The sequence below is a fragment of the Christiangramia forsetii KT0803 genome, assembly GCF_000060345.1.
Taxonomy (GTDB): Bacteria; Bacteroidota; Bacteroidia; order Flavobacteriales; family Flavobacteriaceae; genus Christiangramia; species Christiangramia forsetii.
Map to the genome: position 1 here is coordinate 1,106,199 of NC_008571.1, position 13,441 is coordinate 1,119,639.

At 37.2% G+C, this 13,441-nt stretch carries 9 protein-coding genes; 1 reads left to right on the forward strand and 8 read right to left on the reverse strand.

Annotation, left to right across the window (positions count from 1 at the left end; all coding sequences use genetic code 11):
• Window positions 1-30: 30 nt before the first annotated feature.
• The 3 genes from GFO_RS04875 to GFO_RS04885 form a co-directional block, all read right to left on the reverse strand.
• The gene (locus GFO_RS04875; protein WP_011708932.1) at window positions 31-1,386 is read right to left on the reverse strand and encodes a M28 family metallopeptidase; all 1,356 of its coding nucleotides are present in this window, start codon (window positions 1,384-1,386) and stop codon (window positions 31-33) included.
• A gap of 103 nt (window positions 1,387-1,489) precedes the next feature.
• On the reverse strand, window positions 1,490-1,774 hold the full coding sequence (locus GFO_RS04880) for a YtxH domain-containing protein (RefSeq protein WP_041250012.1): 285 nt from the start codon (window positions 1,772-1,774) through the stop codon (window positions 1,490-1,492).
• Between the two features lie 134 nt (window positions 1,775-1,908).
• The gene (locus GFO_RS04885) at window positions 1,909-4,125 is read right to left on the reverse strand and encodes a bifunctional alpha,alpha-trehalose-phosphate synthase (UDP-forming)/trehalose-phosphatase (protein WP_011708934.1); all 2,217 of its coding nucleotides are present in this window, start codon (window positions 4,123-4,125) and stop codon (window positions 1,909-1,911) included.
• Window positions 4,126-4,218: 93 nt separating this feature from the next.
• On the opposite strand from GFO_RS04885, the gene GFO_RS04890 reads away from it, so the two are divergent.
• A complete protein-coding gene (locus GFO_RS04890; protein WP_011708935.1) occupies window positions 4,219-6,015 on the forward strand; it encodes a glycoside hydrolase family 15 protein in 1,797 nt (598 codons plus the stop codon).
• A 210-nt stretch (window positions 6,016-6,225) separates the two neighbouring features.
• Here the strand turns inward: GFO_RS04890 and GFO_RS04895 are convergent, their stop codons facing one another.
• From GFO_RS04895 to GFO_RS04915, 5 genes are all read right to left on the reverse strand, one after another.
• Window positions 6,226-7,275: a zinc metalloprotease gene (locus GFO_RS04895; RefSeq protein WP_011708936.1), complete on the reverse strand. Its 1,050-nt coding sequence runs from the start codon at window positions 7,273-7,275 to the stop codon at window positions 6,226-6,228.
• Window positions 7,276-7,490: 215 nt separating this feature from the next.
• Window positions 7,491-9,299 (reverse strand): acyl-CoA dehydrogenase family protein, encoded by a 1,809-nt coding sequence (locus GFO_RS04900; RefSeq protein ID WP_011708937.1) that lies wholly within the window; start codon window positions 9,297-9,299, stop codon window positions 7,491-7,493.
• Window positions 9,300-9,401: 102 nt separating this feature from the next.
• Entirely contained in the window at window positions 9,402-10,592 is a 1,191-nt protein-coding gene (locus GFO_RS04905; RefSeq protein WP_011708938.1) for an acetyl-CoA C-acyltransferase, read from the reverse strand.
• Between the two features lie 39 nt (window positions 10,593-10,631).
• On the reverse strand, window positions 10,632-10,985 hold the full coding sequence (locus GFO_RS04910; protein ID WP_011708939.1) for a four helix bundle protein: 354 nt from the start codon (window positions 10,983-10,985) through the stop codon (window positions 10,632-10,634).
• Window positions 10,986-11,022: 37 nt separating this feature from the next.
• Window positions 11,023-13,428: a 3-hydroxyacyl-CoA dehydrogenase/enoyl-CoA hydratase family protein gene (locus GFO_RS04915; RefSeq protein ID WP_011708940.1), complete on the reverse strand. Its 2,406-nt coding sequence runs from the start codon at window positions 13,426-13,428 to the stop codon at window positions 11,023-11,025.
• Window positions 13,429-13,441: the final 13 nt, after the last annotated feature.

The window sequence follows — 13,441 nt, forward strand, 5'->3', positions numbered from 1 at the left end:
TTCGGCTTTTCTAATTAAGAATAGAATTTTTTATCTAAATGTTCCTGATGGAAAAACCACCATACTTTCGTGCCCATTTTTTCCAACCGCAACCACTCCGAATAAATAGTTGTCTATAACTATTCCGTCTAAAGTAAATTCTGTAACGTCACCTACAAATCTTGAATACTGCCATTGTGGAGCTGTGGTATCTCTCCAGTATATTTTATAACCAACAATGTTCCCTTCAACAGCTTCCCATCTTAGTTTTGTGTTTGGTTCTACAATTCCGCCAATTTCAACTTTATTCGGAGCCGGTGGAGCCCAGGCAAGACTTGCCAGGTTAATTGCATTCACTGCAGTAAGTTTTTTGGCATATTTAAAGTTAACACCTTCAACTACATCTCCATACTCAATTCCATCTTCAGTTCGAATATCCTGGTGCTGACGATTGTAATTTTCATGAGCTTCCATAATTCTTACTCCTGCAAATCCCATATCATTAAATGGTCTATGGTGCCCGCCACGTCCAAACCTGTCTAAACGGTAGATCATCATTGGGTTCATTTCAGGCATATAAGTTTCTACATTCCCATGAATATATCTTGCAAGTTGTCTTGAAATTCCGTCAACTTCGCCACCATAAAAACGTCTCATTCTTCTTTCCTGTTCAGTTTCGGTAGGAGGGACTGGTTCTGAAAATATTCTGAAACTTCTATTATCTATCACTCCATCTACCCCTTCAATATTCCCGATCATATCATTGTTTAAAATTCCAATGACCTCCCAGTTGTTCTTTTTCGCATATTCCGCAAGGCCTTTACCACCGAACAAGCCTTGTTCCTCACCAGAAAGTCCGACATAAATGATGCTACTTTCAAAATCGTACTTAGAAAGAACACGTGCAGCTTCCATAGTTCCGGCCATTCCGCTTGCGTTATCATTAGCACCGGGAGCGTCTGTAGTAAAGTCCATCGTATTGCTTGCACGGGAGTCTATATCACCACTCATTATAACATACCTGTTTGGATATTTAGTTCCTTTTTGAATGGCAAGTACATTAACCACCCAGGCTTCCTTTGGGATACGTTCGCCATCTTCAGGAGTAACATAGTCTTTTTGATAAAAGACATCCAGACAGTTATCACAATTTGCAGATATAGATTCAAATTCAGATTTTATCCATCTTCTCGCAGCGCCTATACCTCTAGTTTCAGAAACGGTGTCACTAAATGTATTTCTAGTCCCAAAACCAGCCAGTTTTCTAATATCATGTTCAATACTGTCGGCCGAAACACTTTCTATTATTTCATAGAGTCGCTGATCGGTATCCTGAGCATTTGAAATTTGTGATATTAAGACGAAACTCAATAATGAAAGAAATTCAATAGGTCTTATTATTTTCATAGTATTTCTATTTTTGGTCCCTAAAATACAGAAGTTCCAGAGATATTAAAAAATAAAGCCCCGGGAAATCCCGAGGCTTTAATAATAATCAATTTTCTATAAATTAACTTGCCACATTGTGCATCTCTGCTTTGGCTTTATTAATTTTTTCTTCAGATTTAGAACTGGCTAAATTAGCTTTGGTTTTAGCTTTTAAAGCTTCTACCTTATGGTTTACAGAATCTGTAAAGTCATTAATGCTTTTATTAGCTCCTTTGATATAATCATCTCCCTTATCGGTGATAGCCTTACGAGTATCCTTTCCTTTCTTAGGTGCATATAAAAGTCCTACTACAGCTCCCGCTACAGCTCCGGAAACTAATCCTAATAACAATTTTCCTGATTTCATAGTATTTGGTTTTAAATTGGTTCGATTTAAATTCATGCGTAAAATTAAGCAGAAATTGCACCTAAGCCATCTTGTTCTAGTTAATGTATTTTTAAACTTTTATAAGAATTCCCAAATTATTTAACAATGAAATATTATTCCATATTTTCTTTAAATTGTTCCAGTAGCGTACGCACCTTTGGAGTACCTTCAACATAGTACCTGGCGCTGGTTTTTTTAATTCCAACTTTCACAGTAAAAGCGGTTTCGGGCAAATCCTGAAACATATATTCGTCTGTCCAGTCATCACCAATGGCAAAAATAAAATCATAATCTTTACCTACTAATTTTTTTGAAGAAGCCTTTCCTTTATTTACTCCGCTACTTTTAATTTCCAGAACTTTATTCCCCTCTAAAACACTTAGACCACGGTTAGAAATTAGTTCTTTCAATACATTACTTAACTCATTTGCTCTTATCTCTCCAAGTTCTGGATCGGCTTTTCTATAATGCCATGCAAGGGAGTAGTTTTTTTCTTCGATAAAGGTACCGGGGGTTCGATCAACAAAATTTTCAATAACTGGTCTTACCGCATCCATCCATTCACTTTTCACATTTTCTGAAAGTTCCCATTCACCGTCTATTTGTCTCATCCATACACCATGTTCAGAAATTAATTCTACAGGCACATCTTTCCACCAGTCTCCAAGGGTGTTTTTATCACGACCGCTAATTAAGATAACATCGGTGTTTTCCTGAGAATTTAGTGTTTTTATAAGTTCCTTTAATTCGGCATCTGGTTTTGCATTTTCAGGTTTATCTACAAAATTTACAAGGGTTCCGTCATAATCTATAAAAAGAACCTTTCTTTTTGCATTTTTGAACTGACTCATAATTTCCTTAGAAATATTTGGCGTTATTCTAATGGACTTAAAAGCATCCCTGTTTTCTTTAGTTCCTCTTAGTGATTTCATAAAATCTTCAGCCCATTTCTCTACACTATATCTTCTCAACCTTTTCTGAAGCATGGTATTTCTTTCAATTTGCTCTTCCCTGGGCATTTCAAAAGCTGTTTTCATCGCTGCTGCTATCTGTTCAAAATTATTCGGATTAATGATTAACGCCTCATTCATTTCGTGCGCAGCACCGGCCATTTCACTTAAGATAAGCACTCCTGTTTTATCAGTTCTGGTAGCAATATATTCTTTAGCAACCAGGTTCATCCCATCCCTAATTGGAGTGAGTAAGGCTATATCGCAAGTAGTATATAGATCGATTAGGTTTTCAAAAGGCATAGATCTATAGAAATACCAAATAGGCGTCCAGCTTACCGTAGAGAATTTACCATTTATTCTACCTACAAGTTCATCAACCTCTCGTTTAAGCCTTCTATATTGAGGAACATTAGAGCGTGATGGTACTGCGAGCATTACCAGTCTTACCTTCTCAATATATTCCGGGTTTTTATCCAGAAAATACTCATAAGCTCTAATACGATGAGCAATACCCTTTGTGTAATCCAGCCTGTCTATGCTTAATATCAATTTGGCATCGGGGGTATCCTTGAGATGGTGATCTAGTCTCTTTTGTAATTCAGACTGGTCTGCAGAGGTGCTTTCAAAATGATCTAATGCAGCCTGTTCAAATTTCTTATAATCAATTCCCATCGGGAATGAATCTACTTTTACAATTCTATCTGGTAATGTGATTTCATTAAAGTCTACCTGATGTCTAAGAATACGACTAACCGAACTTAAAAAGTGACGTTCATAATCATAAGTATGAAAGCCAATAAGGTCTGCCCCAAGAACTCCTTTTAGAACTTCATCCCTCCATGGTAAAGTCCTAAATACCTCATATGAAGGAAACGGAATATGATTGAAAAATCCAATTATGGCATCTGGAGCTTTTTCACGAATCATATTTGGGACTAAAAGTAATTGGTAATCGTGCACCCAAATCACATCTCCCTCTTCATAATGATTTAGAATTTCATCGGCATATTTTTGATTGACCTGTTTGTAGTATCGCCAGTAGTCATCATCAGATTCGGTATACTCCATAAAATAGTGAAATAATGGCCAAATCGTTCTATTACTGAATCCGTAATAAAATCCATCAATCTCATCAGAAGTTAGATGAAGAGCCACGCAATTTTCCTCTTTTGCTTTTTTCTGAACTTCATCTTTTAGACCTGAAGGGATCTCTTCTTCCGTAAGTCCTGGCCAGCCTATCCAGATGCTGTCTCCATCCTTGTGAAAAGATTTTAATCCGGTTGCAAGACCTCCAACACTTGGAGTCACCTCCAGATGATCATTTTCTATGGAAATTTGTAAAGGTAATCTGTTGGAAATAATGATCGTTTTACTCATAATTAAATGTAAATGCCGTTGCGACGAAATTGTTTTTTCTTAAATTTCCGAAATTCATTTCATACAGCCATTGTTTTATAAGATTTTTAATATATGGATAATCTCGACTACGGTATAATAAGTAATTGTAAAAGTGCAGCGCTCATCTCAAAGACAGGTTCTATTGACTGGTCCTGTATGCCTAATTTTGATTCATCGGCCGTATTTGCAAAAATACTGGATGACAAAAAAGGTGGCAGTTTTGAAATAGAAATTAGTCGAGATTATGATATAAAACAGGAGTATTTATGGGAAACAAATATTTTAAGTACTGTTTTTGATAATGGAGAGGACTCCTTTCAGCTGATAGATTTTATGCCGAGGTATCCCCGGGAAGATGGATCGTATTATGCTCCGCCAGATATTATTCGATTTTTCAGACTTATTAGTGGAAAGCCAAAATTTAAAATTAAATATGACCCGAAACTGGATTTTGCCAGAGAGAAGACATATAGTGAGGATAAAGGCGAATACATTAAGAGTTATACTAAAGAAGGTAAATATGATACGACGTTTTTATATTCCAGTTTTACTTTAAATGACATACTGGAGAGAAAAGAAATTACACTTACTGAAAATTCTTACTGTCTTTTAGGTTATCATGAAAAGCTTGTGGAGCAAACTCTGAATAGGTCCTATTTAAAATTTCAGAGAACCAAAGTGTATTGGATGAACTGGAGTGATAAAACCACCAGGTATACGCATTACGGGAATGAAATCATGCGAAGTGCATTGGTTTTAAAGGCTTTAAGCTATAAAAAATCTGGGGCTGTACTTGCTGCCGCTACTACCTCACTACCCGAAACCATTGGAGAGGAACGTAACTGGGATTATAGGTTCTGCTGGATTAGAGATGCTTCTATGGTAATAAAAGTTATGGCTGGATTAGGTCATATAAAATCAGCCAAGGATTTTCTTCAATTTATTTTAGATATTATTCCGAATAAAGATGAGAAAATCCAGATCATGTACGGAATTAATGGGGAGAAAGAACTTACTGAGCATATTTTAAGTCATCTTAGCGGTTATAAGGACTCGAGCCCCGTAAGGACAGGGAATGCTGCTTATATCCAGAAACAGAACGATATTTACGGAATATTGATGGAGGTGATCTATCAGCAATTCCTAATGTTTGAAACTTCTCTTGAAAATTCTGAAGCGCTTTGGACCGTAGTTCGGGGGATAGTGATGATCGTTGAAGAAAACTGGAAAAAGCCAGATAAAGGTATTTGGGAATTAAGAACCGAAGATCGTCATTTTGTATTTTCAAAACTTCTATGCTGGGTAGCTGTTGATAGAGCTATTAAAATAGGAGAGGTGCTAAGAATGGGAATTAACGATACAAAATGGAAAGCTCTACGAGAAGAGATTTACCAGGATATATACAACAATGGCTGGAATGAAGAGAAACAGGCTTACACCCAATATTATGGTTCTTCAGATCTTGATGCTTCCACTTTACTAATGCAGTCCTACGGATTTATTGAAGCAGATGATCCTAGATTTGTAAGTACAGTTAGAGCTACCGAAAAAGACTTATGTGAAGACGGACTTATGTACCGGTATAAAAACAATGATGATTTTGGGAAACCCACTTCTTCTTTTACTATTTGTACTTTCTGGTTGATTGATAGTTTGTATAAGATTGGAGAAAAGAAAAAAGCCAAGGAAATGTTCGATCAGCTTCTTTCATACAGTAATCATTTAGGCTTGTTTAGTGAAGATATAGATTTTAAAACAAAACGTCTTCTGGGTAATTTTCCACAAGCCTATTCTCACTTAGCTTTAATAGAAACTGCAGCTAATTTTAGCAAAGGTATTGCTACTGAAGGGATGGTATTTCAGGATTAATTATTTTTAAGACGTGAAGATTATTCTCACTTAACTTGCTTAATTGATGACAATGCTTTTAATAAATCTTGAAAATTTCTTCATATAATATCTGGTTTTTAGATAATATGATATTCTGGACTACTTAAATAGACTAATGTCAAAACATGTATAAATTAAAAAAGTCACCCGGAAAGGTGACTTTTTGTGGTTATTGTTATTAAATTATCGTTAGTTAACGAAACCAGTTCTTGGCCCGCCATCCATAAAGATAGTTCGCATACGAGATTTCTGGCCTTCAGAGAACATGTACATACATGCATCATTCGTATAATCCATATAATTCATAGTCATATCTGTAGACCTACAGTTAACTGTAGGATATGATGGGCATCCGTAGTTAGGACCATCAGAATCGGGAGTATCTGCTACGAAATCATCTTGCTTACATCTACCATCACCCCAGATGTGACGAAGGTTTAAGTAATGACCAACCTCGTGAGTTGCAGTTCTTCCCTCATCAAATGGAGCAGATACAAATCCTGTAGTTCCAAAATATTGTGGAGAGATCACTACACCATCTGTAGAGGCAGGTCCTCCCGGAAATTGTGCATATCCAAGAATTCCACCACCAATATTAGCAACCCAGATATTAAGCGTCGTAGATGGGCTCACTGGGGGATACTGAGCTTTTACAGCATCGTTTGTTCCCCATTGCTGAGTTGAACTACTGTATCTATTTACTGCTGCAAGATTAAAAGAGATTTCAGAATCTGCGACTAGATTAGCAAATTCCGAAGGTGTGTTATTTGCATCATTGTTAGAAGCTCTAAAATCGGCGTTTAATACAGCTATTTGTGAATTGATCTGTTGATCAGAAATATTTTCCTGAGAATTGCTATATACCACATGTACAACTACAGGAATATTCACCACTCCAAGGTTATCGGTAACTGGTGGCTCAGTTCCTCCACCGCCGCTTCCAGGTTTACCACCTTTAGCGTTGTTGGATTTTGCTAATATTGAACGGGTGTTCTTTTCAATACCATACATTTTTTCATGAAGACCTTTGTTTTCGTTTAATAAACGATTAAGGTTTTTCATGCTATAGCACTTTTCAGCACCGTTTTCCGATCTTTTATCTGTACCGTCTGTGTACAGGTAAAAATCGCTCATGTCCACCTGGGTTTCTTGAGTTTCAGAAATGTTTTCTGTAGGGTCTTGCTCACAAGAAGCAAAGAGGAAGGCCATCGCTGCCATTCCAAGAATAACTTTTTTCATGTATTTAGTTTTTGTTTGAGTTTGGTCGAATATATAAATATTATTAATATTTAATTAACAGATAAGATATAAATTTTAAAATTTTATAGTTAAAAAGTTATTTTCACAGACAAACAGTGCATTTTAAGCACCAAAATTGGAATGACCAAAACTATCCTAAATGAAAAAACCACCCCGGTAGGGATGGCTTTTTTCCAGTTTAAAAGAATGTTTCTTTAGAAACAATATTTATTTTCTGAAGTCAGTTTTTCAGCAATAGTATTTCTAAGGGCAACAACATTTGGCATATTAGTATACTTTGTAAATCTCTTAAGCCCCATTAACATCATTCGTTGTTCATCACCTTCGGCAAAAGAACCAATTCCCTCTTTAGCCTTAGTATTTATAGTATCAACTGCATGGTAAAGATACAATTTGGCCATTGCAATCTGTTCTTTTTGAGCATCGGCCCCTAATTTTTTGGCATTTTTCTCTGCTCTAAGAATACCAGACTCTGCCATATAGATTTCAATAAGAATATCTGATGCTGCAAGTAAAAGTTGTTGATGTTCTTCCAGCTGAGGTCCGAACTTCTGAACGGCGCTCCCAGCAACCATAAGAAATACTTTCTTAAGCTTGGCAACCATCTCTTTTTCTTCAGCAAAAAGCTCAGAATAATCCGGTTTATCCATAGATGGAATTCCGGTTAATTCATCAGCAACTTTTGTAGCTGGACCTAAAAGATCTACATGCCCTTTCATAGCTTTCTTCACCAACATTCCTACAGATAACATTCTGTTGATCTCGTTGGTACCTTCATAAATTCTGGCAATTCTAGCATCTCTCCATGCAGATTCCATTGGTGTATCGGCAGAGAAGCCCATACCTCCATAGACCTGAATACCTTCATCTGCACAATTCTGAACATCTTCAGAACAAGCAACTTTAAGAATAGAACACTCAATGGCATATTCTTCCACACCTTTCAATTCAGCTTCTGAATGTGAAGCTCCTTCTTCAAGGCGAAGATTGATTCTGTCTTCAATATTTTTAGCAGCACGGTAGGAAGCAGCTTCACCCACATAGGCTGAAGTAGCCATTTCAGCCAGCTTAGATTTTATAGCTCCAAACTTAGAGATAGGAGTATCAAACTGAACACGATCATTAGCATATTTTACAGAAAGATCTGTAACTCTTCTTTGAGCATCTAAAGAAGCAGCGGCTAATTTGATACGACCCACATTAAGGGCGTTCATCGCGATCTTAAACCCATTTCCACGCTCAGAAAGCATATTTTCAACAGGAACTTTAGTTTCATTAAAGAATACCTGACGGGTAGAGGAGGAGTGGATACCTAATTTCTTTTCTTCCTCACCAAAGGTAATCCCGTTTTCTTTATCATTTTCAACGATGAATCCGGTAATATTTTTATCATCTTCTATTCTGGCAAATACAATAAATACATTAGCAAAACCAGCATTGGAAATCCACATTTTCTGTCCGCTAATGCTGTAATGTTTTCCATCGTCAGAAAGAACTGCCTTCGTTTTTCCAGAATTAGCATCACTTCCTGCGCCTGGTTCAGTTAAACAATAAGCTCCAAACCACTCTCCGGTAGCCAGTTTAGGGACATATTTTTTCTTTTGCTCTTCAGTTCCATAAAGCGTAATTGGCATCGTTCCAATTCCAGTATGTGCACCAAAAGCAGTAGCAATAGATCCTGTAGCTCCCGAAATATAATCACAAACCAGCATGGTAGACACGAATCCCATTCCAAGACCATCATACTCTTCAGGAACAGACACACCTAAGAAACCAAGTTCTCCAGCTTTACGCATGATCTCCTCAGTCAAGGCGTAATTTTTCTTTTCAAACTCCTCTTTATTCGGCCAAATTTCACGTTCTACAAATTCCTTTACAGAATCACGCATCATTTTTTGTTCTTCATTAAAATCTTCTGGGGTAAAAACATCTTCACTTTTAGTCTCCTTTACCAGAAACTGACCTCCTCTTAGAAGATCTTTTTTAGCTGTATCTGTGCTCATTTTTATTTAGATATTAGTATTGAGACGTGAGATTTTAGATTAAATCATCTCAATTATAGTTATTATTTAATTCTGGAAAATCTAATTTCTAAGATCTTAGGTCTAATTAAGAAATTCAAAAACTCCTGCAGCTCCCTGCCCTGTTCCCACACACATGGTTACCATACAGTGCTTATTCTTTAATTCACGTTTACGCATTTCATCAAAGATTTGCACCGATAGTTTAGCTCCTGTACATCCAAGTGGATGCCCCATAGAAATAGCGCCGCCATTTGGATTTAATTTATCTTTATCCAGACCTAATTCTCTGATAACTGCTAATGACTGTGAAGCAAAGGCTTCATTTAATTCAATTAGCTCCATATCATCCTGCTTAAGTCCAGCTTGTTTTAAAGCTTTCGGGATTGCATGAACAGGTCCTATTCCCATAATTCTTGGTTCTACACCAACAGCAGCATAACTTACCATTCTGGCGATTGGTTCCAGATTTAGTTCTTTCACCATCTCTTCGCTCATCACCATCACAAATGCAGCTCCATCACTCATTTGAGAAGAATTTCCAGCCGTAACGCTACCACCTTCAGCAAATACAGGCCTCAATTTATTCAGAACTTCTATAGAAGTATCTTTTCTAGGACCTTCATCTTTATTTACCGTGTAAGATCTTGTTTGCTTTTTACCATTTTCATCTACGTATGTTTCATCTATCGTAATTGGAACAATCTGATCCTGAAAACGACCTTCTTCCTGCGCTTTATTCGCTTTTTGATGCGAATTGTAAGCGAATTCATCCTGATCTTCACGGGAAACATTATATTTTTTAGCGACAGCTTCAGCGGTTAGTCCCATTCCCCAGTAGTAATCTTCATTTCCTGCTTTCGCAACTTCATAATCCGGTACTGGCTTATAACCACCCATCGGAATATAACTCATACTTTCGGCACCACCTGCAATTACGCAATCTGCCATTCCCATCTGAATTTTAGCGGTGGCAATAGAAATGGTTTCCAGTCCTGAAGCACAATACCTGTTCACCGTCATCCCAGGAACATCTTCGATCTTTAATCCCATAAGGGAGATCAATCTACCAACGTTTAATCCCTGTTCCGCTTCCGGCATCGCGTTTCCCACCATTACGTCATCAATACGTTTCTTATCGAAATCTGGCAATTTGTCCATCATGTACTGGATGGTTTCAGCAGCCAGCTCATCTGGTCTTTTGAAACGAAATACGCCTTTAGGAGCTTTTCCTACTGCGGTTCTGTATGCTTTTACTATATATGCTGTTTTCATTTTTTCTAGTATTTAGATATTAGATTTGAGAAGTGAGATTTAATTTGTGAACTTCTTAATAAGAGTAAAATTCATTTTTTGAATCTCCATCAAATCATTAATTATCGGTTTAATATTTTCTTCTGAAATTAATTTGAGATGTTCAGAAATTATAAGTTGTGTGCACAATTCATTAGTTGAACCATTAGCAATTCCTAAAAAGTTTTTGAACTCGCCATTCGTATTTCTTCCAGCACCTTCTGCAATATTGGAAGGAATAGAGATCGCACTTCTTCTAATCTGACTTATTAATCCATATTTTTCTTCAGATGGAAATCGAGAAGAAAGTATATAAACCTGCTCAGCAACCTTTATTGCTTTCTGCCAAATTTTGAGTTCTTTAAAGTTGTGCATTTCGAATTCCTTTAGTCTAAAATCTCAGATCTATTATCTAGTTTCTTAATGGCTTCCCTTTCTTCAACATATGCTGAAGACGCTCCAGGGTTTTTCTTTCCCCTGTAAGCGATAAGAAAGCTTCTCTTTCCAGTTCTAATAAATACTGTTCGCTAACCATTTGGTTTTCTGAAAGGTCGCCACCGGCCATTACATAAGCCAGTTTATTCGCGATCTTTTTATCATGTTTGCTGATGTATTTTCCGGCAGCCATCTGGTCTGTTCCCACAAGGAATGCTCCCAATGCCTGTTTACCAAGAACTTTTATATCTCTACGTGCAATTGGTTGAGTATATCCATTTTCAGCCATTAACATCGCATGTTGCTTAGCGATTGCCAGTTGTCTTTCTGGATTTACCACCACGATATCTTTTCCCTTCTGAAGAAGACCAAGATCGTATGCTTCGTAAGCTGACGTGGATACTTTCGCCATCCCAATGGTGAGGAAGTTATCTCTAAGTCGGTTCAGCTCAACATCATCTTTTTGATAGGTATCAGAAGCTCTAACTGTCATTTCCTTTGTTCCACCACCGCCGGGGATCACACCAACACCAAATTCAACTAAACCTATATAAGTTTCAGCCGATGCAACCACTTTATCTGCATGAAGTGAAAGTTCACACCCACCACCCAGGGTCATTGCGTGCGGAGCAGAAACAGTTGGAATTGAGGAATAGCGCATTCTCATCATCGTATCCTGAAAATATTTGATCGCCATGTTCAGCTCTTCATATTCCTGTTCCACAGCCATCATAAAGATCATTCCAATATTGGCACCTACAGAGAAGTTCTTACCATCATTGGCAACAACCAGTCCCTGGTAATCTTTTTCGGCAATATCAATGGCTTTATTTATTCCGTCAAGAACATCGCCACCAATAGAATTCATTTTACTTCTAAATTCTACATTCAGTATTCCGTCACCCAGGTCTTCAACTACGACCCCGCTATTTTTGAATACTTCATTAGATTTTCTAATGTTATCCAGAATTATAAACGCATCCTGCCCAGGAATTTTAGTTTGTTTCTTGTCGTCAATATTATAGTAATAGGTATTGCCTTCTTTTACTGTGTAGAAGCTATCACTTCCGCTTTCAAGCATTTCCTTTACCCAGGAATTAGGTTCGTAACCTTCTTCCTTCATCATATCTATTCCTTTCTGAACTCCAATCGCATCCCAGATCTGGAATGGCCCGTGTTCCCAGCCAAAACCAGCTTTCATCGCATCATCGATCTTATAAAGATCATCTGATATTTCAGGAATTCTATTGGATACATAAGCAAATAATGCAGAAAACGTTTTTCTATAAAATTCTCCTGCTTTATCCTTTCCTTTTACCAGAACTTCAAACCGATCTGATACATTATCTATAGCTTTTGTTTGTTCCAGAGTTGCGAAAGATGCGCTTTTTCTATCACGATATTCCATGGTATCAAGATCTAGGGACTTAATCTCGCTGGAACCATCGTCTTTTTTTATCTTTTTATAGAAACCTTGTCCGGTTTTGCTACCTAACCACTTGTTTTCCATCATGGTATCGATGAAATTTGGCAAAGCAAACAGATCATGCTGCTCATCGTTAGGTACATTTTCATACAAACCATTTGCAACGTGAACCAAGGTGTCTAAACCAACAACATCCACCGTTCTAAATGTAGCCGACTTTTGACGACCTATGACGGGACCGGTTAGTTTATCTACTTCTTCGATAGTCATTCCCATTTCCTTCACCATATGGAAAAGGCTCATAATGGAGAAAATACCAATTCTATTACCTATAAAAGCAGGGGTATCTTTGGCAAGTACAGTCTTTTTCCCAAGGAATTTCTCACCGTACATCTCCAAAAACTCAAGAACCTCGGTAGCAGTTTCTTTTCCCGGAATAATTTCAAATAATCTTAGATATCTTGGAGGATTGAAGAAGTGTGTTCCACAGAAATGCTTTTTAAAATCATCGCTTCTGCCTTCAGTCATAAAATTGATAGGAATACCGGAAGTATTTGAAGTAATCAAAGTACCGGGCTTTCTATGTTTTTCAAGGTTTTCAAAAACCTGCTTTTTAATATCTAGACGTTCTACAACGACCTCAATAATCCAGTCTGCCTCAGATACCTTTGAAATATCATCTTCAAGATTTCCCGTTTCAATTCTATTTACAAAGTCTTTATGGTAAATAGGGGAGGGTTTAGACTTTACAGATTCCTGAAGCGAGTTGTTTACAATTCTATTACGAACCACTTTATCGTCCAGGCTAAGTCCTTTTTTCTTTTCCTTTTCATTCAGTTCTCGCGGAACGATGTCCAGAAGTAACACTTCCACACCAATATTGGCAAAATGGCAAGCGATACCGCTACCCATAATTCCGGATCCGATAACTGCAATTTTATTTATCCTTCTTTTCATTTCTTGGTTTTTA

What these genes read in the sequence shown, in the direction of transcription:
- GFO_RS04895 (WP_011708936.1), bottom strand. Translation starts at nt 7,275, where the DNA reads ATGAAAAAAGTTATTCTTGGAATGGCAGCGATGGCCTTCCTCTTTGCT.
- GFO_RS04875 (WP_011708932.1), bottom strand. Translation starts at nt 1,386, where the DNA reads ATGAAAATAATAAGACCTATTGAATTTCTTTCATTATTGAGTTTCGTC.
- GFO_RS04905 (WP_011708938.1), bottom strand. Translation starts at nt 10,592, where the DNA reads ATGAAAACAGCATATATAGTAAAAGCATACAGAACCGCAGTAGGAAAA.
- GFO_RS04900 (WP_011708937.1), bottom strand. Translation starts at nt 9,299, where the DNA reads ATGAGCACAGATACAGCTAAAAAAGATCTTCTAAGAGGAGGTCAGTTT.
- GFO_RS04910 (WP_011708939.1), bottom strand. Translation starts at nt 10,985, where the DNA reads ATGCACAACTTTAAAGAACTCAAAATTTGGCAGAAAGCAATAAAGGTT.
- GFO_RS04890 (WP_011708935.1), top strand. Translation starts at nt 4,219, where the DNA reads ATGGATAATCTCGACTACGGTATAATAAGTAATTGTAAAAGTGCAGCG.
- GFO_RS04915 (WP_011708940.1), bottom strand. Translation starts at nt 13,428, where the DNA reads ATGAAAAGAAGGATAAATAAAATTGCAGTTATCGGATCCGGAATTATG.
- GFO_RS04880 (WP_041250012.1), bottom strand. Translation starts at nt 1,774, where the DNA reads ATGAAATCAGGAAAATTGTTATTAGGATTAGTTTCCGGAGCTGTAGCG.
- GFO_RS04885 (WP_011708934.1), bottom strand. Translation starts at nt 4,125, where the DNA reads ATGAGTAAAACGATCATTATTTCCAACAGATTACCTTTACAAATTTCC.